Raw genomic sequence first — 18,426 nt, forward strand, 5'->3', positions numbered from 1 at the left:
GCGACGATTATCGGCGTAACGCTCTGAAGCTTTAGCGGCTGGCTGATGATTAAAGCGGCAGTCGCGCTGCAGGGAAAAAAATCCCGTCTATACTTATCGCAGTGAACACCTTGATTCATAACGTAAGGAGCAACAAATGGGTATTCTTTCATGGATTATTTTTGGTCTGATCGCCGGTATTCTCGCTAAGTGGATTATGCCAGGTAAAGATGGCGGCGGCTTTATCCTGACCGTGGTACTGGGTATTATCGGTGCGGTTGTCGGCGGCTGGATCAGTACCCTGTTTGGTTTTGGCAGAGTTGACGGGTTCAACTTCGGCAGCTTTGTTGTTGCGGTGATCGGCGCCATTGTCGTGCTGTTTATCTACCGTAAAGTGCGCAGTTAATTCTGCCCGCATAAAAAAAACCGCGGCCCCGGGGCTGCGGTTTTTTTTCGGCTGTAGCCGGTGCGAAATTAATTCGCGCGCTGCAGCGCCGGCATATCAGGGATATCACTGGCGCTGTTACAGGTTTTTTCTTTCGGGCAATATTTATCCAGCAGCATCAGCGTCACGCCGTTGGTCCAGCCAAAGCCATCCTGCAGCGGATATTCGCCGCCACCGCCACCGCCCAGCTGCGCGCCCTCAACCACATATTTTTCTACCAGCTTATGCTCTTTGTCATAGGTCTGCTGGACGTTTTGCAGAAAGCGCTGGCCAATCTGTCGTGCCAGCTGCGGCTGGTTATAATGCTCCAGCCCCTCTACCGCTACCCACTGCAGCGGAGCCCAGCCATTAGGTGCATCCCACTGCTGGCCATTATTGACCGTGGTTGTCACCAGACCACCAGGTTTAAGCAGCTGTTTTTCAACTGCAGAGGCGGTACGTTCAGCCTGTTTATCTCCGGCCAGCTGCATATAGAGCGGGAAAAGAGCGGCCGCCGTCAGCTGGTTGTGAACCTGTTTTTTACTGAAATCGTAATCAGCATACCAGCCCTGTTTCTCATCCCACAGATAACGATTGATTGCGGCCTGGCGTTTTTCTGCCGCCGCGGCAAACGCTTTTGCCTGGTCATCCTGTTTTGCCAGCCTGGCTGATTTTGACAGCGTCTGCTCCAGATGAAACAGCAGGCTGTTGAGATCGACCGGCACCAGCGCTGTGGTGCGGATCGAAGCGAGACTATGCGCATCGGTAAACCAGCGCGAGCTGAAATCCCAGCCCGACGCCGCGCCGGCGCGCAGATCGCGCCAGAGCTGCGGTTTGTCACGTTCCGGGGTTTTTTCTGCCGTCTTCACATCGTCCAGCCAGGATTCTGTACGCGGCACGTCGCGTGCGTCCCAGTAGCGATTAAGCAGGGTGCCATCGGAGAGCTTTACCACCCGCTTGCTGGCGTGACCGGCCGCCACGCTGTCGCTGTCAGCCATCCAGTAGTCATACTCTTTCTGCAGCTGCGGCTGATAGTGCCGGTAAACCTCATCGCCTTTATGCGTGGCCAGCAGGTCCACCATCAGGCTAAAGAACGGCGGCTGTGACCGGCTGAGATAATAGCTGCGGTTGCCGTTAGGGATATGCCCGTAGCGATCGAGTTCGGTGGCAAAGTTATCGACCATATCCTGCACGCGGTCCCAGTTACCGCTTTCCGCCAGGCCCAGCATGGTGAAATAGCTGTCCCAGTAATAGACCTCGCGGAAACGCCCGCCCGGCACAACGTAAGGTTTCGGCAGCGGCAGCAGTGAATCATACTGGCTGGCATCAGGCGTGCTGCGCGTCAGCACCGGCCACAGACCGTTGATATGCTCACGCAGGCTCTGCCCGGCGGGCGGTACATATTTATCCTGCTCTTTGGGCAGGGTAAAGTTCATGTCAACGAAGCGTTTGAGATCGAAATTGCGCTGCTTCTTTTGCATCTGCCAGTCAGCGAGAATCGAGGCGGGATCGTATTTCGGGATCGCGTCAGCAAAGGTTTTCTGATCGGGATAGAACTGCGCTTTCTGCACGGCGCTGAAGAGCGGCCCCAGGCGTACATCGGGCGGCTGCGGCTGCTGGCTCAGCATCCGGCTTCCAGTTTCGGCATGGGCCAGCGTGCTGGTTGCCAGCAGGGCAGTGGTAAGCAGCAGAGAGAGGCGCGCGGGCATCAATATGACATTTTTTCTCATCGGTTTTTCTCCTTGTCCGAAAACGTGGTGCGCTAACGTATTGACCACTCAACCAACTTTAGTCGCTATCGTGCTGGCTGGCGCTGCAGGGCGATGGAAATGTGAAGCGCTGCCGGGTAATTACGTGGGAAATTGTTGCCGCTGACGGTTTTTACTTGCTCCGCCGCGCGGTTTACCGGAGGCTGAAAGAAAATAAGGAGGCGTATGAAGATTATCTGGTATCACCCGTCAATGGACGCGCAGCGCTGGCTCACGGGCCTCGGCCGGCGGCTGCCGGACGCGGAAGTCCGGCTGTGGCAGCCGGGCGATAGTGGTCGTGCAGATTATGCCGTTGTACGTTCGCCGCCGGTGGAGATGCTGGCGCAGCGAAGCCTGAAGGGAGTGTTCGCGATGGGAGCGGGCGTCGATGAACTTCTGCAGCAGCAGCGTCAGCATTCTGACAGGCTCAGCGCCCAGGTGCCGCTGTATCGCCTTGAGGATACCGGCATGGCACAGCAGATGCAGGAGTATGCGAACTGGTGCGTGCTGGGCTGGTATCGCCGCTTTGCTGACTATCAGCGCCAGCAGCAGGCGCACTGCTGGCAGCCGCTGCCGCTGCCGGCGCGCGACGCCTTCACCATTGGCGTGCTTGGCGCGGGCGTACTGGGCCGCAGCGTGCTGGAGAGCCTGCAGCAGTGGGGATTCCCGCTGCGCTGCTGGAGTCGCACGCCGAAGAGCCTGCCTGGCGTGCACGCCTTCCACGGTGCCGCCGCGCTGCACGACTTCCTTGCCGGCTGTCAGGTCGTGATTGATCTGCTGCCCGCCACGCCGGAAACCACCGATCTTATCAACGCTGATTTCCTGCGCGCGCTGCCGCACGGCGCATACTTTCTTAACCTGGCGCGCGGCGCGCACGTGGTTGAAGCGGACCTGCTGGCAGCGCTCAACAGCGGGCAACTTGCCGCCGCCGCGCTGGATGTCTTTCAGCAGGAGCCGCTGCCGGCGGAAAATGCGCTCTGGCAGCATCCGCACGTTACCCTCACGCCACACAGTGCCGCCATTACGCTGCCGGAGCAGGCGATGGACGCCATCGCCAGCGCCATTCAGCAGCTGGAAACAGGGCAGCAGCCCCCGGGGCGCGTGGATCGCCAGCGCGGCTATTAACTTATCTCAGAGGAGCAAAATATGTATCCCGTTGATCTGCATATGCACACCGTTGCCAGCACGCACGCCTACAGCACGCTGCATGACTATGTCGCCCAGGCGAAACAGAACGGCCTGAAGCTATTTGCCATTACCGACCACGGCCCCGATATGGCGGATGCGCCGCATCACTGGCATTTCATTAATATGCGTATCTGGCCGCGGGTTGTTGACGGCGTCGGCATCCTGCACGGAATTGAAGCGAACATTAAGAATCAGCAGGGCGAGATCGACTGCAGCGGGCCGATGCTGGATGCCCTGGATCTGATCGTGGCGGGCTTTCACGAGCCGGTCTATACGCCGCGCGATAAAGCACACCATACCGAGGCGATGATCGCCGCGATGGCAGGCGGGCTGGTGCATATCATCAGCCATCCGGGCAACCCCAAATTCCCGGTGGATATTCGCGCCATTGCCGAAGCCGCAGCCCACTACAACGTGGCGCTGGAGATCAATAACTCCTCGTTTACCCATTCGCGTCCGGGCAGTGAACCTAACTGCCGCGCGATTGCGGAGGCGGTGCGTGACGCGGGCGGACAGCTGGCATTTGGCTCCGATTCCCATACCGCCTTTACGCTGGGGCATTTTGAGCACTGCCTGCGCATTACGCGCGAGGTGGATTTCCCTGAAGATCGGGTGTTAAATGTCACGCCGCGCCGCCTGCTCGATTTTCTGGAGCAGCGCAGCGGTAAACGGATCGCGGAATTACTGGATTTTTAATGTTGTAGTGAGGAATGCTGCCAGATGAATGAATTTTCTATGCTTTGCCGGGTGATCGGCTCCCTGTTTAACCGTCAGCCCCAGGATCCGCTGCTGATGCCGCTGTTTACGCTGCTGCGCGAAGGCAAAATGCAGGCACAGTGGCCGCTGGAGCAGGATGCGCTGCTGACGCGTCTGCAGCAGAGCAGCGATCCGCAGGCGCTGGCAGCGGATTACAACGCGCTGTTTGTCGGACAGGAGTGCAGCGTGCCGCCTTACGCGTCACAGTGGCCGGAAGGCGCGCCGGAAGCGGAGATCCGGGCGTTTCTCAGCGCGCGCGGCATGCCGCTCAGTGACGCGCCTGCCGATCACTTTGGCGTACTGCTGCTGGCGGCGTCGTGGCTGGAAGATCAGTCTGCAGAAGATGAATCAGACGCGCAGCGCGCGCTGTTTGAATCTTATCTGCTGCCGTGGTGCGGTGCGTTCCTCGGCAAAGTTGAAGCGCACGCCACCACGGCGTTTTATCGTACGCTGGCTGAGCTGAGCCGCGAGGCGATCCAGACGATGTATGATGAGCTGAGCGAAGACGATACGCCGCAGGCGTAATCGCTCCCCGCAGGGGGAGCTGCTGCCGGAGACGTTCGCTGCAGCTGCACAACAAGCAGTGACGTGCGGCTGAAGCCTGCAGACTCCGGCGGATGCAGGTTAAGCGAAGAGAGACTAACGCCGGCGCAGACGCGGAAAACGTGCGTGCATGCGCAGATTGCGCAGGTTGAGCACGGCAATGGCGGTGCCCAGCACCACCAGCGATGCGCCAAAGACTTTGAAACTGTTCATGCTGTCGCCCAGCACCGTCACGCCCATGATGACAGCCAGCACCGGCGTCAGCAGCGAATAGGGCATGATCAGATTAACATTATATTTTTTCAGCAGGGCGTACCACAGCGTATAGGCAACAATCGAAGAGGCGATAGCGCTGTAAAGAATGCCGAACCAGCCGTGCCAGCCCGCCGCCTGCAGGGCGCTGAACTGATTCGACTCTGTCAGCCATGAGGCAGCGCCAACCAGCGGCACGGCGAGGAATGAGATCCAGCCGGTCAGCGTCAGCGGACTAATAGGCGGCGACTTTTTGACAATCATGTTGCTGACCGCCCAGCCAAACGCGCTGCACAGCAGGATACAGAGTACCCACCAGGCAGGGATAGTCGGGCTGCCGGAGAGCACGGCCACGCCGCTCAGAGAGATAGCAATGCCGCACAGCTGCACCAGCCGCAGCTTCTCTTTCAGGATTGCCATCGCCAGCAGCATCGCAATGGGTGTGCCCAGCTGTACAACGATAGCCGCCGTACCGGCATCGGTATAGCGCATGCCGACAAACAGCAGCGAGAAATGCATAAAGCCAAAGGTAAATGCGAGGGTAATGAGCCACGGCAGCTGCGCGCGCGTGACACGGCAAAAGGGCACCAGAATCAGAGCGACCACGACAAAGCGCATCCACGTCAGAAACAGCGGCGGCAGCTCCAGAAGGCCCCATTTAACCGCCACGTTGTTAAACGCCCAGATTGAAACCACAAACAGAATCAGAAAAAAATGCCGTACGGCCACGCTGTTATCCTTCACAGAAAAATGAACTTACGCTTAATAATGGCATGAAGCCTGCCGCACAGGACACATCAACCTGGCGGTTTAGCACTCAACAGCAAAATCGCCACCTTATAATTACAACATACTATTATCTGAGCGCTATCCTGACATCCGCTTCTGCATAAGCATGTTGCGGAATAACATAAGACACGGCTGGCAATTGCTGTCACAGTAGAGCTTAACAGCGGACGCAGCAGAGGAGCATGCCGGCAATGACGGAGCGTTATACTTTACCCCTGGCATTAATACAGCTTGAAGTTCCGCCCCCGCAGGTGGTGGCGAAAATTGGCGAACAGCCTGCGTGGTTTATTGACGCGCTGCAGCTGCAGGCGGATGACTATATTATCGTGCGTCCGCACCGGGGTGACGCACTTCCCGGCTGGCAGGAGATTAGCGGGGCGATCCTCAGCGGCTCCTGGGCGATGGTAACCGACCACGCAGGATGGAGTGAGCGCACTGCGGCCTGGATACGCGGCGCAATAGAGGCGCAGCTGCCGCTGCTTGGCGTCTGCTACGGCCATCAGCTGATGGCGTATGCGCTGGGGGGTGAGGTGGGCGATAATCCCCGCGGCTGGGAGCGCGGGCTTCAGACCGTGACGCGGACCGCTTCGGATGCCTGGCTGAACGGACTGCCGGCGCACTTTTCCGCCTGGCTGTCGCACCGGCAGTCGGTACTGGCCCCGCCGCCGCAGGCCACGGTTCTGGCGCGCTCAGCGCTGGATGCATGTCAGGTGTTACGCTACTCGCCGCAGGCATTTTCCGTTCAGTTTCATCCGGAGTTCAGTCGCGAGATCATGACGGCCTGTACACCGGCTGACGTACAGCCGGATAGCGCGGTAATGGGGGATACTGACTGGGCGCGTACGCTGCTGCAGCGCTTCTGGCAGCAGGTACGGCCCCGGGATCAGGAAGCGTCGCAGCGCTGACAGCGATAGACCCAGGCGGGCGGCATGTTTTTCAGCACCCGCTGCCGCTGCCAGACAAAATAGCGCGACAGATCGTGCCGGGTGAGCGAGGTGTACTGAAACTGGACAAATACGCCCTGGGGCGCCAGCGCATTATGCACCGCGCTCAGAATGGTGTGACGCGTGGCCGCAGGCAGCGACAGCAGCGGCAGGCCGGAAAAAATAGCGTCATATTCACCCTGCAGCAGCTCCGCTGAGTGTGCCTGGACCTGCATGCGCGGATCGTGCCACTGACGCAGTTCTGCTGCCAGCTGCGGATTAATTTCAAACACGTCAAGCTGCGCGGCCGGTACCATACGCGACAGCAGCTGGCGGGTCAGCACGCCATCGCCGGCGCCCAGTTCAGCCACCCGCAGGCTGCTATCCCACTCTACCGCATTGCACATACAGCGGCATAACGCCGCAGATGAAGGGGTGACGCTGCCGATTGTGCGCGGATCGCGAATAAACTGCTGTACAAAGTTCGCTTTGGCCCGCATTAGCATCATGGCTGAAGCCAGCATCTTTCTCTCCTGAATCTGTGGTCTGCAGGGTATTGACCACAGATAACGCTCAGGTTTCGCTTTAGCGCGGCAAAAAAGCCAAACTCAGAACATTCCGGCACAAATGATTCTGTCCCGCTTTAACACCGATTTCCCGCGTCGGCTCACAGTTTCCCGCCTGCAGACCTGACAGGCTAAAAACGATCGCGCAATGTTAATCAACAGTTTAAAAGTTGTTAACTTCCATTCGCTCTGTAAGGGGGAATACCATGCGTTACGCTGCTCCGGGAGAACAGGGTTCTCTGATCACTCTGCAATCGCAGTATGGCAACTTTATCAACGGCGAGTTTACTGCGCCGGTTAACGGTCACTATTTTACCAACACCTCACCGGTTAATGGCAGCGCAATCGGCGAATTCCCGCGTTCCGATCGGGCAGATGTTGATAATGCGGTCGCGGCGGCCCAGGCGGCGGCAGAGCAGTGGGGCAAGACCTCACCGCAGGCGCGCTCGCTGGTGTTACTGAAGATTGCTGACCGCCTGGAGCAAAATTTGGAATATATCGCCGTTAATGAAACCTGGGATAACGGCAAGCCGGTACGCGAAACGCTGGCCGCTGACCTGCCGCTGGCGGTGGACCATTTCCGCTATTTTGCCGGCTGTGTCCGGGCGCAGGAAGGCAGCGCCGCCGAAATCGATGAGTTCACGGCTGCCTATCACTTCCATGAACCGCTGGGCGTGGTGGGGCAGATCATTCCGTGGAACTTCCCACTGCTAATGGCCGCCTGGAAGCTGGCACCGGCGCTGGGCGCAGGTAACTGCGTGGTGCTGAAACCGGCCGAGCAGACGCCGCTTTCCATCACGCTGTTTGTTGAGTTGATCAAAGATCTGGTCCCGCCCGGCGTTATTAACGTGGTGCACGGCTACGGCAAAGAGGCGGGCGAAGCGCTGGCATCGCATCCGGGCATTGCCAAGATCGCATTTACCGGCTCAACAGCGACCGGCGGCCATATTCTGGAGCTGGCGGCAAAAAGCCTGATCCCGTCCACGGTGGAGCTGGGCGGAAAATCACCAAATATCTTTTTCGAAGATATCATGCAGGCGGAGGAGAGCTTTATTGAGAAAGCGGCCGAGGGGGTTGTGCTCGGCTTCCTGAACCAGGGTGAGGTCTGTACCTGTCCGTCGCGCGCGCTGGTGCAGGAATCGATTTTTGAGCCCTTTATGGCGGCCGTGATGAAGCGCATCAAAACCATTAAACGTGGCGATCCGCTGGATACGGAAACCATGATTGGCGCTCAGGCGTCGCAGCAGCAGTTTGATAAGATCCTCTCTTATCTTGAGATTGCGCAGCAGGAAGGGGCGGAAGTGCTGCACGGTGGTAACGTTGAGCAGATTGGCGAAGCCTTCAGCGGCGGCTACTATATTCAGCCCACGCTGCTGAAAGGCAACAACAGCATGCGCGTATTTCAGGAAGAGATTTTCGGACCGGTGGTCGGCGTACTGACGTTTAAAGATGAAGCGGAGGCGCTGGCCATTGCTAATGATTCGATTTACGGGCTTGGCGCTGGCGTCTGGACGCGGGATATCAACCGCGCATACCGTATGGGGAGAGCAATCAAAGCCGGACGCGTCTGGACTAACTGCTACCATCTCTATCCGGCTCACGCTGCGTTTGGCGGCTATAAGAAATCGGGCATCGGGCGGGAGACGCATAAAATGATGCTGGATCACTATCAGCAAACTAAAAATCTGCTGGTGAGCTACAGCACACAGCCGCTCGGGTTCTTCTGATTTTCGTACCGGCGGTCGCTGCAGAGGCTATATTTTCATAAACCTGTCATCTTTGCAGGACAGGATATGAGAAACGCCTCTGCGCAAAGGAGAGATCATGAACGCAGGATATGATTATATGGAGCAGCACGATGAGGTGCTGGATGCGGTCGAACAGGACATTATCAGCGTCAATCTGCCCACTTATGATGCGTTGCAGCATGCGCGCCAGCAGAGTGCCGAGCGCGACGCCGCGCGGGAAATGTCGCTGCGCGCATAAGAAAGCGCTCTCAGATTAATAAAAAAATCCGCAGCCTGGTGCCGCGGATTTTTTACAGGGTCTGCTTCAGCGCTTTACTTTACGCAGGCAGAGCACTGATTGTGGATCTGCTGGAAGAAATCGTTACCTTTGTCATCGACCAGAATAAACGCCGGGAAATTTTCCACTTCAATTTTCCAGATCGCCTCCATGCCCAGTTCGGCATACTCAACGCACTCAAGGCTTTTAATACTCTGCTGCGCCAGTACCGCTGCCGGGCCGCCAATACTGCCCAGGTAGAATCCGCCATGCTTATGGCAGGCGTCAGTCACCTGTTTGCTGCGGTTACCTTTGGCCAGCATTACCATGCTGCCGCCGTGCGACTGCAGCAGATCGACATAAGAGTCCATCCGGCCTGCGGTGGTAGGGCCGAGGGAACCGGACGCGTGTCCTTCCGGCGTTTTGGCCGGACCGGCATAGTAGACCGGATGATCTTTAATGTACTGCGGCAGCCCTTCGCCATTATCGATACGCTCTTTGAGTTTGGCGTGAGCGATGTCGCGCGCCACAATAATGGTGCCGTTCAGCGACAGGCGGGTAGCCACCGGATAAGCGGAGAGCTGGGCCAGAATATCCTGCATCGGGCGATTAAGATCTACCTGCACCACTTCGCCTTCGCCCTGCTGGCGCAGCGCTTCCGGAATATAGCGTCCCGGATTATCTTCCAGCTTCTCAATCCAGATGCCATCGCGGTTGATTTTAGCTTTGATGTTACGGTCAGCAGAACAGGAGACGCCCATGCCTACCGGGCAGGAGGCACCGTGACGCGGCAGTCTGACCACGCGAATGTCGTGAGCGAAATATTTACCGCCAAACTGCGCGCCCAGTCCGAGCTGCTGCGACGCTTCCAGCAGTTCCTGCTCCAGCACGATATCGCGAAACGCCTGACCGTGCTCGTTGCCTTCCGTTGGCAGCGAGTCATAGTAATGCGTTGAGGCGAGCTTAACCGTTTTTAGCGTGCTCTCCGCAGAGGTGCCACCGATCACAAATGCAATATGGTAGGGCGGACAGGCAGCGGTGCCGAGCGACATCATTTTATCAATCAGATAGTTTTTTAATTTTGCCGGCGTGATTAACGCTTTGGTTTCCTGATAGAGGTAGGTCTTGTTCGCTGAACCACCGCCTTTAGCGATGCAGAGGAACTTATACTCATCGCCATCCACGCTGTAGAGATCGATCTGGGCCGGCAGGTTGGTGCCGGTATTGACCTCTTTATACATATCCAGCGGGGCGTTCTGCGAGTAGCGCAGATTATCTTCGATATAGGTGTTATAGACGCCCTGCGACAGCGCCGCTTCATCGCCGCCGCCGGTCCAGACGCGCTGGCCTTTTTTACCCATGATAATCGCGGTGCCGGTATCCTGGCAGGTTGGCAGTACGCCTTTAGCAGCGATTTCTGAGTTACGCAGAAACTGCAGCGCGACATACTTGTCATTCTGACTCGCTTCATCATCCGCCAGAATAGCGGCAACCTGCTGCTGGTGTGAGGCGCGCAGCATAAAAGAGGCGTCATGAAACGCCTGCTGCGCCAGCAGCGTCAGCGCTTCTGGTGCGACTTTCAGCACCTCCTCGCCCTCAAAGCTGGCGACCGAAACGTGCTCGCGGCTCAGCAGGTAATATTCAGTATCATCTTTGGCGAGAGGAAAGGGGTTCTGGTAATAGAAGGGTTTGTTCGACATGTTGGCTCACTTAGCTTCGTGTTGCCCGCCTGCGCGGCGGGCGGCAAATTAGGCGATCTGTGGTGCTATTTTCTCTCGCCAGCCCGTATCAGGAGCTGACTGGCGAGCATAGTAACACTGAAACAGGCTGACGCGGCTGCGTTTTTTAACATCAAAGCAACATCATCAGAACATCATAACCATCCAGGGATAAGCGATAACCATCAGCGCCACCAGGAAGAGGGCGCCAAAGATGGTGCCAAGCCGCCAGTAATCTTTGGTCGGCAGATAGCCGCTGCCGTAATAGATAGGGCTTGGGCCGGTACCGTAAGGGGTGATAATGCCCATCACACCCAGCGAGGTACACATCATCAGGCAGAACACCGGCATATTAATGCCTGGAATTGAGGCGGCAATAGTCAGCATGGCGGGCAGCAGGGCGGTGGTATGCGCCGTGGTGCTGGCAAACAGATAGTGCAGCAGATAAAAGGCAATCAGCAGCACCACTGCGGAGACCTGAGGATCGTAACCCTGTAGCAGCACCGCCCCCTCTTTGCCCAGCCAGGCAATAAAACCGACGCGTGCCAGACCATCGGCCAGCGCCACCAGCGTGGCAAACCAGGCAAAGGTGTTCCAGGCGGCTTTATTGCTGGTGATATCACTCCAGTTAAGTACGCCGGTCCAGAGCATCAGCACAATCACCAGCAGCGCGGCCATAGCGGGCTCTATCCATGCCGTTGCGAAAATCCACATCATCAGCGCCGCGACGACAAACAGCAGCAGCAGGATCTCATTGCGCGACAGGCGGCCCAGCTTTTCCAGCTCGGCGGTCGCCCAGCGCGGTACCTCATCATTGACTTTGACTTCCGGCGGATAGAGCCAGTAAGCCAGCAGCGGCATGGTGAGAATCAGCAGGATCCCCAGCGGCAGGAAAGCGAGGAACCACATCCCCCAGCTGATATCGAAACCAATAACGCTCTTAACCAGGGCCAGTGCGAGCAGGTTAGGGGCCAGCGCAGAGAGAAACATCGAGCTGGTGATACAGGCTGCGGTAATCGCCACCCACATCAGATAAGAGCCGATTTTGCGGGCGCTGGGGTCATTAGGCTTAGAGCCATAGAGCGGCGGCAGGTTGGCAATAATCGGATAGATAGTCCCGCCGCTGCGGGCGGTGTTAGACGGCGTAAACGGCGCCAGCAGCAGGTCAGCGAAAGTAATCGCGTAGCCCAGCGTCAGACTGCGGCGACCGAGATATTTTACCAGAATCAGCGCCAGCCGGCGGCCAAACTGCGTTTTATCGTAGCCGGCTGCAAACATAAAGGCGCCAAAAATCAGCCAGACCGTAGAGTTGCCGAAGCCGCTGACTGCCCATTTGAACGACTGCGCTGCCGTTTTAAATGCCGGGTCGGCCAGCTCTGCCGGGCTAAACAGCACCCACTGGCTAAACAGAGCGATGACCACCACGCCGGTAAGCCCAATCACGGCGCCCGGCAGCGGCTCAAAAATCAGGCCGACAATAACACCGACAAAAATGGCGAAGAAGTGCCAGGCGTAGGGCTCCAGTCCGGCAGGCGTCGGCACCAGCAGCAACAGGAGTGCAACCAGTACCGGCAGGCAGAGCATCAGCAGGCGATTTTTTTTACCCGGCGCCGCAGGCGGCGCTTTGGTGGGTTCATGCGATTGCGTTGATAGGTTCATAGTTTTTGTCTGCACGTTGAGAAGAATGCGATATCAGTACCAGGGTAATGACTCCAACTTACTGATAGTGTTTTATGTTCAGATAATGCCCGATGACCTTGTCATGCAGCTCCACCGATTTTGAGAACGACAGTGACTTCCGTCCCAGCCTTGCCAGATGTTGTCTCAGATTCAGGTTATGCCGCTCAATTCGCTGAGTGTAACGCTTGCTGATTACGTGCAGCTTTCCCTTCAGGCGGGATTCATACAGCGGCCAGCCATCCGTCATCCATACCACGACCTCAAAGGCCGACAGCAGGCTCAGAAGACGCTCCAGTGTGGCCAGAGTGCGTTCACCGAAGACGTGCGCCACAACCGTCCTCCGTATCCTGTCATACGCGTAAAACAGCCAGCGCTGACGTGATTTAGCACCGACGTAGCCCCACTGTTCGTCCATTTCAGCGCAGACAATCACATCACTGCCCGGCTGTATGCGCGAGGTTACCGACTGCGGCCTGAGTTTTTTAAGTGACGTAAAATCGTGTTGAGGCCAACGCCCATAATGCGGGCGGTTGCCCGGCATCCAACACCATTCATGGCCATATCAATGATTTTCTGGTGCGTACCGGGTTGAGAAGCGGTGTAAGTGAACTGCAGTTGCCATGTTTTACGGCAGTGAGAGCAGAGATAGCGCTGATGTCCGGCAGTGCTTTTGCCGTTACGCACCACCCCGTCAGTAGCTGAACAGGAGGGACAGCTGATAGAAACAGAAGCCACGGGAGCACCTCAAAAACACCATCATACACTAAATCAGTAAGTTGGCAGCATCACCCAGTACCAGTGCCTTTATACCTGGATGATCCATTTTGCGGCATCAGTACAGGAAGTTCATGACGCTTGTGTTAAAGCAGAAAGCAATTTTGTTTCGCGAATTATCTAATTTATGCCGTTATGATGCGATTAATTAAAATACCTATTTTGATCCAGGTCAATAAAATGGAGCGCTTATTTTTATCTGCGTTATTTTCAGTGTGTTATGACGCTTATTCAGGGCGTGCCTCACGATATAATGCAGGATGTGAAGCGCTTTCTTTCCAATATCTGGCAGGCGTGTGATTTTTAAGTCAATGAAATATATAGTTTATTTTTGTGAGTTGAATTAACTTTGATTTTAATCAAGTTTTGAACGAAACTTAGCGGAACGCGTTACGCTCCTTCCCTGCTGAAAATAGGCTTTCCTTATCGGTAGTTTATATAACTAATGATATAAGTTATGTAACTAAATTAAATGTTATATTTACAGCATGAAGTCGGACCACTTTAATTATTTAACCGGTCACCCTGCCAGGAATTGAATTTCATTTTTGATTTTCGGAGTCGCTTATCATGAACACGCTTACCCCGCTGCTAAAACCCCTTACCTTGCCTAAAGGTGCCGTGCTGAAAAATCGTCTGGTGATGGCACCCATGACAACCTGTACCGGCTATTACGACGGTGGCGTCACCAGCGATCTGGTTGACTACTATCGGGTGCGTGCCGGCACAATCGGCACCGTCATCGTAGAGTGTGCGTTTATCGATAATCGTGGTCCGGCATTTCCTGGCGCCATCGCCATCGACAGCGACAACAAGATCCCGGGACTGGCCAGAATAGCCCACGCGATCAAATCTCAGGGTTCTAAAGCTATCCTGCAGATTTACCACGGTGGCCGCATGGTTGAGCCGGCGCTGATTGGCGGGAAAACGCCTGTCGCGCCCAGCGCCATCGCGGCGCCGCGCGAAGGGGCCACCACACCGCAGGCGCTGACCGCAGATGAAGTCGATGTCATGATCAAAAAGTTTGGTGATGCGGTGAACCGTGCCATCAAAGCGGGTTTTGATGGCGTGGAAATTCACGGTGCCAATACCTATCTGATCCAGCAGTTCTATTCGCCTAACTCCAACCAGCGCAGCGACAAATGGGGCGGCAGTCGCGATAACCGGGCGCGCTTTCCGCTGGAGGTCCTGGAAATCACGCATCAGATGGCCGATCGCTTTGCTGCCGCAGACTTTATTATCGGCTATCGCTTTTCACCGGAAGAGATTGAAGTGCCCGGTATCCGCTGGGATGACACCCTCTATCTGCTGGAGAAGCTCGCCGCGCGCGGCCTTGATTACGTGCACTTCTCCGTCGGTCAGCTGCTGCGTCCTTCCATTGTTGACACCAGCGACCCCACGCCTCTGATTACCAAATACATTGCGCAGCGTTCAGCACAGCTGGCCCGCATTCCGGTTATTGGCGTCGGCGGCGTGGTGAATAAAGAGGATGCCGAACTGGCGCTGGAATCGGGCTTCGATCTGGTTGCCGTCGGGAAAGCCTGTATCGCCTGGCCCAACTGGGCGGATCGCATTATTAACAATGAGCACCTTGAACTCTACATCGACAGTACCAAACGCGAGGAGCTGACAATTCCGGAGCCGCTCTGGCGCTTCTCGCTGGTGGACGCCATGATCCGCGACGTCAGCGACGGCCATCGCAAATATAAAGCCGGTGTGTATCAGGCGAAGGTAGAGGCGGAAGCGCTGAAGCTGAAAATCAACGTCACGCTGGATACCGATCGTATTACCGACATCGAACTGGTGCCGGATCCGGCGCTGGATGTTGACTTCACCAGTACGTTTGAAAGCCTGCGCGAGCGCATTCTGGTTGCAAACAGTCCGCACGTCGATGCGGTTACCGGGGCCACTACGCAAAGCGAGGCGCTGAAAAAAGCGGTATCGCGTGCGCTGGCGACCTCCAGCAAAGAGTATGTGATTGAGGAAGGGGGCAACCCGAACGCGCCGGTCAATTACGATGTTGTGGTCATCGGCACCGGCGGCGCAGGTCTCGCGGCGGCTATTCAGGCGCACGACGACGGCGCCCGCGTGGTACTGATTGAAAAAATGCCCACGATTGGCGGAAATACCATTAAGGCGTCAGTGGGGATGAACGCCGCCGAGACGCGCTATCAGAGGCTGAAAGGCATTGAAGACAGCAAAGCGCTGTTTTATGAAGAGACGCTGAAAGGCGGTAAAGGTAAAAATAATCCGCAACTGCTGCATGAGTTTGTCGAACGCGCGCCGGAAGCTATCGAGTGGCTGGCAGCGAAGCAGATTGAGCTCAGCGATATCACCATCACGGGCGGAATGAGCATTGACCGTACGCACCGGCCTGAAGATCGCTCAGCAGTAGGGGGCTTCCTGATCAGCGGGCTGGTAAAAAATATTAACCAGCGCAACATTGAGGTGCTGCTTGAGACCTCTGTCGCTGAAATTCTGTGTGAAAACGGCGTGGTTACCGGGGTTAAGGTGGTGGATGAGTATAACGACAGCCGCATTCTCAACGCAAAAAGTGTGATTGTTGCCACCGGTGGCTTCAGCGCCAACCGGGAGATGGTTGTGAAATATCGACCGGAACTGGATGGCTTTGTCACGACTAACCACGCAGGAGCCACCGGCAGCGGCATCGCGATGCTGCAGCATATTGGCGCCGGTACGGTTGATATGGGCGAGATTCAGATCCATCCTACGGTTGAACAGACCACCTCCTATCTGATTTCAGAAGCGATGCGCGGCGGCGGGGCAATTCTGGTAAGCCAGGCGGGCAAGCGTTTCTATAACGAAATGGAGACGCGCGACAAAGTCTCTGCGGAGATTATTGCGCTGCCGGAGAAAAGTGCCTGGATCATCTTCGATGAGCAGGTGCGCCGTAATAATAAAGCTGCTGATGAATATATCGCCAAAGGATTTGTCATCAGCGCACCTACGCCGCACGAGCTGGCAGTTAAGCTCAATATGGACCAGGAATCACTGCAGAGTACGCTGGGTCGCTACAATGAGTGTGTGATTAACCAGCATGACGAAGATTTTGGCCGTAAAACGGCGCTGCGCCATCCGCTTAATCAGGGGCCTTACTACGCTATTCGCGTGGCGCCTGGCGTTCATCACACCATGGGTGGCGTCACCATCAACACGGAAACCGCAGTGCTGGATGCGCAGAACCAGGCGATCACCGGCGCCTGGGCTGCCGGGGAAGTGGTCGGCGGTATTCACGGCGCCAACCGCATCGGCGGGAATGCCGTAGCGGACATCATCATTTTTGGTATCAAAGCGGGGCATAACGCCGCTAAACTCGCCTTAGGTAATTAACCTGCACCGGTGCCCGTCTGCGCGGGCACCGGTAATAATGAGGCAACTATGGCTAACGAGGCAGGTGTCTACAGCTATTCAACCGTTCAGATGGGATCGCCTGTGCTGCTGAAACTCTTTGAAAATAACGCCGCACTGGCACGGCAGGTTTTTCGCCTGATTGCACAGCAGGAGAATCTGTTTACCGTCAACCGGGTGCAGTCTGAGGTCATGGCGATTAACCATGCCGCCGGCGAGCGGCCGGTGGCGGTCAGTCCCGCAGTGTTTAATCTGATTCAGGTAGCCTATACGGTCAGTACGCTGCCGGACAGCGCGTTCAACTTCGCCATTGGTCCGATAGTCAAGCGCTGGAAAATTGGTTTTCAGGGCGACAGCGTGCCCGCTGCCGCTGACATCACCGCGCTGTTGCCGCTTACCAACCCCCATCAGGTCGTGCTGGACGCTGCGGCACAGTCGGTTTATCTGCCGCAGCGCGGTATGGAGATCGATCTCGGTGCTATAGCCAAAGGCTATATTGCCGATCGGGTGCAGCAGTGGCTGCGTCAGCAGGGAGTGACGCAGGCGCTGATCAATCTTGGCGGCAATGTGCAGACGCTGGGTGCGCCCCCGCATGAACCGCAGGGGTGGCAAATTGGGCTGAAAAAGCCCTTTGCTGACGATAACGCGTTACTCGGCGTAATCGAGGTGCGGGAGAAATCAGTCGTCACGTCCGGGATCTATGAGCGTTACTTTGAACAGCAGGGGCGCTGCTGGCACCATATTTTTGACCCGCGTACCGGCTATCCGCTGGATAATGAACTGTTAAGCGTGACGGTGATAAGTGACCGCTCGCTGGATGGCGACATCTATACCACGCTACTGTATGGCATGGGCACAGAACAGGGACTGAACTGGCTCGCCAGCCAGTCCGACATCGATGCCATTTTTGTCACCCGCGATCGGCAGATCGTCTGCTCTTCACCGCGTCACTACCGATTCCGGCCAGCTGATACCACGTGGAAACTGCACTACTGACAATATTGCTGCAGCAGCGAGCGATATTCCGGCTGCAGACGATAGCGATAGACCGGACGTCCGGTGGCGCCATAGTGAATGCTGGTAAACAGAATATTGATCTGCGCCAGCCAGATGAGATATTTGCGGCAGGAGACGCGTGAAATATTCACCTCTGCAGCCAGCTCATCGGTCGAGAATTCCTGTGCGGGGTGCGCATCTATCCACTGACAGAGCGTGCGCAGCGTTTGTGGCGTCAGGCCTTTGGGCAGACGCTTATTGTCGTGATGCGTTGCCGGATTGCCGTGGATCAGCAGATCGACGTCAGATTGCTGATAGTGCTGGTGGTTATCCATCAGCGATTTTTTCTGCTGCCAGCTGGTCAGCGCCTCTTCAAAACGCGGAAACTGAAACGGCTTAATAAGATAATCCACCACCCCGTAGTGCAGCGATGTTTTGATATTTTCTGCATCAGCCGCAGAGGAGATAATAATCACTTCTGTCGGGCTTTGCGCTTTTCGCAGCTCAGGCAGCAGATCCAGGCCATTCTCCTGCTGCATATAGATATCCAGCAGCAGCAGATCGATCGGCGTGTCGCTATTGAATAAAAAATCGCGCGCCTGCTGCAGCGTTGCCGCCGTACCACAGCAGTTAAAACCGGGTACCTGACCGATAAAACTGCGGTTGAGTTCGGCAACCATGGCATCATCGTCAACCACTAAAACATTAATCATGCGG

At 56.4% G+C, this 18,426-nt stretch carries 16 protein-coding genes; 9 read left to right on the forward strand and 7 right to left on the reverse strand.

Annotated elements, in window-relative coordinates:
• Positions 1-136 precede the first annotated feature (136 nt).
• Complete coding sequence (locus LAC65_RS06375) at positions 137-385, forward strand: GlsB/YeaQ/YmgE family stress response membrane protein (protein ID WP_039383925.1); 249 nt, start codon at positions 137-139, stop codon at positions 383-385.
• 68 nt (positions 386-453) lie between these two features.
• Here the strand turns inward: LAC65_RS06375 and treA are convergent, their stop codons facing one another.
• Positions 454-2,133 carry an alpha,alpha-trehalase TreA gene (gene treA, locus LAC65_RS06380; protein ID WP_052246482.1) on the reverse strand — a complete coding sequence of 560 codons (1,680 nt, stop codon included), beginning with the start codon at positions 2,131-2,133 and terminating at the stop codon, positions 454-456.
• A 204-nt stretch (positions 2,134-2,337) separates the two neighbouring features.
• On the opposite strand from treA, the gene ghrA reads away from it, so the two are divergent.
• Genes ghrA through LAC65_RS06395 form a run of 3 tightly spaced genes read left to right on the forward strand, consistent with a single transcriptional unit; the run spans position 2,338 to position 4,620 of the window.
• Positions 2,338-3,276 carry a glyoxylate/hydroxypyruvate reductase GhrA gene (gene ghrA / locus LAC65_RS06385; RefSeq protein WP_039383928.1) on the forward strand — a complete coding sequence of 313 codons (939 nt, stop codon included), beginning with the start codon at positions 2,338-2,340 and terminating at the stop codon, positions 3,274-3,276.
• A 21-nt stretch (positions 3,277-3,297) separates the two neighbouring features.
• Complete coding sequence (locus LAC65_RS06390) at positions 3,298-4,035, forward strand: phosphatase (RefSeq protein ID WP_039383931.1); 738 nt, start codon at positions 3,298-3,300, stop codon at positions 4,033-4,035.
• A gap of 24 nt (positions 4,036-4,059) precedes the next feature.
• The gene (locus LAC65_RS06395; RefSeq protein ID WP_039383933.1) at positions 4,060-4,620 is read left to right on the forward strand and encodes a TorD/DmsD family molecular chaperone; all 561 of its coding nucleotides are present in this window, start codon (positions 4,060-4,062) and stop codon (positions 4,618-4,620) included.
• A gap of 114 nt (positions 4,621-4,734) precedes the next feature.
• On the opposite strand, the gene LAC65_RS06400 is transcribed toward LAC65_RS06395, so the two are convergent.
• Positions 4,735-5,619 (reverse strand): DMT family transporter, encoded by an 885-nt coding sequence (locus LAC65_RS06400; protein WP_039385807.1) that lies wholly within the window; start codon positions 5,617-5,619, stop codon positions 4,735-4,737.
• A 251-nt stretch (positions 5,620-5,870) separates the two neighbouring features.
• On the opposite strand from LAC65_RS06400, the gene LAC65_RS06405 reads away from it, so the two are divergent.
• The gene (locus tag LAC65_RS06405) at positions 5,871-6,584 is read left to right on the forward strand and encodes a glutamine amidotransferase (RefSeq protein ID WP_039385809.1); all 714 of its coding nucleotides are present in this window, start codon (positions 5,871-5,873) and stop codon (positions 6,582-6,584) included.
• Here the strand turns inward: LAC65_RS06405 and LAC65_RS06410 are convergent.
• Positions 6,563-7,126, reverse strand: a complete 564-nt coding sequence (locus LAC65_RS06410) for a class I SAM-dependent methyltransferase (RefSeq protein WP_039383934.1) — start codon at positions 7,124-7,126, stop codon at positions 6,563-6,565. The genes LAC65_RS06405 and LAC65_RS06410 overlap by 22 nt on opposite strands.
• 248 nt (positions 7,127-7,374) lie before the next feature.
• On the opposite strand from LAC65_RS06410, the gene exaC reads away from it, so the two are divergent.
• Entirely contained in the window at positions 7,375-8,895 is a 1,521-nt protein-coding gene (gene exaC / locus LAC65_RS06415) for an acetaldehyde dehydrogenase ExaC (RefSeq protein WP_039383936.1), read from the forward strand.
• Positions 8,896-8,992: 97 nt separating this feature from the next.
• Positions 8,993-9,154 (forward strand): hypothetical protein, encoded by a 162-nt coding sequence (locus LAC65_RS06420; protein WP_158086449.1) that lies wholly within the window; start codon positions 8,993-8,995, stop codon positions 9,152-9,154.
• 74 nt (positions 9,155-9,228) lie between these two features.
• Here the strand turns inward: LAC65_RS06420 and fumA are convergent, their stop codons facing one another.
• The 3 genes from fumA to LAC65_RS06435 form a co-directional block, all read right to left on the reverse strand.
• Entirely contained in the window at positions 9,229-10,872 is a 1,644-nt protein-coding gene (gene fumA, locus LAC65_RS06425; protein WP_071668755.1) for a class I fumarate hydratase FumA, read from the reverse strand.
• Positions 10,873-11,037: 165 nt separating this feature from the next.
• On the reverse strand, positions 11,038-12,549 hold the full coding sequence (locus LAC65_RS06430; protein ID WP_039383942.1) for an anion permease: 1,512 nt from the start codon (positions 12,547-12,549) through the stop codon (positions 11,038-11,040).
• Positions 12,550-12,607: 58 nt separating this feature from the next.
• A protein-coding gene (locus tag LAC65_RS06435) for an IS1 family transposase (RefSeq protein ID WP_223429336.1) occupies positions 12,608-13,305 on the reverse strand; the annotation gives its coding sequence in 2 pieces (ribosomal slippage) (positions 12,608-13,056 and positions 13,056-13,305; 699 coding nt in all).
• Positions 13,306-13,914: 609 nt separating this feature from the next.
• On the opposite strand from LAC65_RS06435, the gene LAC65_RS06440 reads away from it, so the two are divergent.
• A complete protein-coding gene (locus tag LAC65_RS06440) occupies positions 13,915-16,695 on the forward strand; it encodes a flavocytochrome c (protein ID WP_039383945.1) in 2,781 nt (926 codons plus the stop codon).
• Between the two features lie 48 nt (positions 16,696-16,743).
• Entirely contained in the window at positions 16,744-17,709 is a 966-nt protein-coding gene (locus LAC65_RS06445) for an FAD:protein FMN transferase (RefSeq protein ID WP_039383947.1), read from the forward strand.
• On the opposite strand, the gene dcuR is transcribed toward LAC65_RS06445, so the two are convergent.
• Positions 17,703-18,422, reverse strand: coding sequence for a two-component system response regulator DcuR (dcuR, locus tag LAC65_RS06450; RefSeq protein WP_039383949.1), 720 nt, complete (start codon positions 18,420-18,422; stop codon positions 17,703-17,705). The genes LAC65_RS06445 and dcuR overlap by 7 nt on opposite strands.
• Positions 18,423-18,426 lie beyond the last annotated feature (4 nt).

Origin of the sequence: Pantoea eucrina (assembly GCF_020079945.1) — a bacterium.
In the GTDB taxonomy this organism is placed as follows: domain Bacteria; phylum Pseudomonadota; class Gammaproteobacteria; order Enterobacterales; family Enterobacteriaceae; genus Pantoea; species Pantoea eucrina.

What these genes read in the sequence shown, in the direction of transcription:
- LAC65_RS06375 (WP_039383925.1), top strand. Translation starts at nt 137, where the DNA reads ATGGGTATTCTTTCATGGATTATTTTTGGTCTGATCGCCGGTATTCTC.
- treA (WP_052246482.1), bottom strand. Translation starts at nt 2,133, where the DNA reads ATGAGAAAAAATGTCATATTGATGCCCGCGCGCCTCTCTCTGCTGCTT.
- ghrA (WP_039383928.1), top strand. Translation starts at nt 2,338, where the DNA reads ATGAAGATTATCTGGTATCACCCGTCAATGGACGCGCAGCGCTGGCTC.
- LAC65_RS06390 (WP_039383931.1), top strand. Translation starts at nt 3,298, where the DNA reads ATGTATCCCGTTGATCTGCATATGCACACCGTTGCCAGCACGCACGCC.
- LAC65_RS06395 (WP_039383933.1), top strand. Translation starts at nt 4,060, where the DNA reads ATGAATGAATTTTCTATGCTTTGCCGGGTGATCGGCTCCCTGTTTAAC.
- LAC65_RS06405 (WP_039385809.1), top strand. Translation starts at nt 5,871, where the DNA reads ATGACGGAGCGTTATACTTTACCCCTGGCATTAATACAGCTTGAAGTT.
- LAC65_RS06410 (WP_039383934.1), bottom strand. Translation starts at nt 7,126, where the DNA reads ATGCTGGCTTCAGCCATGATGCTAATGCGGGCCAAAGCGAACTTTGTA.
- exaC (WP_039383936.1), top strand. Translation starts at nt 7,375, where the DNA reads ATGCGTTACGCTGCTCCGGGAGAACAGGGTTCTCTGATCACTCTGCAA.
- LAC65_RS06420 (WP_158086449.1), top strand. Translation starts at nt 8,993, where the DNA reads ATGAACGCAGGATATGATTATATGGAGCAGCACGATGAGGTGCTGGAT.
- fumA (WP_071668755.1), bottom strand. Translation starts at nt 10,872, where the DNA reads ATGTCGAACAAACCCTTCTATTACCAGAACCCCTTTCCTCTCGCCAAA.
- LAC65_RS06430 (WP_039383942.1), bottom strand. Translation starts at nt 12,549, where the DNA reads ATGAACCTATCAACGCAATCGCATGAACCCACCAAAGCGCCGCCTGCG.
- LAC65_RS06440 (WP_039383945.1), top strand. Translation starts at nt 13,915, where the DNA reads ATGAACACGCTTACCCCGCTGCTAAAACCCCTTACCTTGCCTAAAGGT.
- LAC65_RS06445 (WP_039383947.1), top strand. Translation starts at nt 16,744, where the DNA reads ATGGCTAACGAGGCAGGTGTCTACAGCTATTCAACCGTTCAGATGGGA.
- dcuR (WP_039383949.1), bottom strand. Translation starts at nt 18,422, where the DNA reads ATGATTAATGTTTTAGTGGTTGACGATGATGCCATGGTTGCCGAACTC.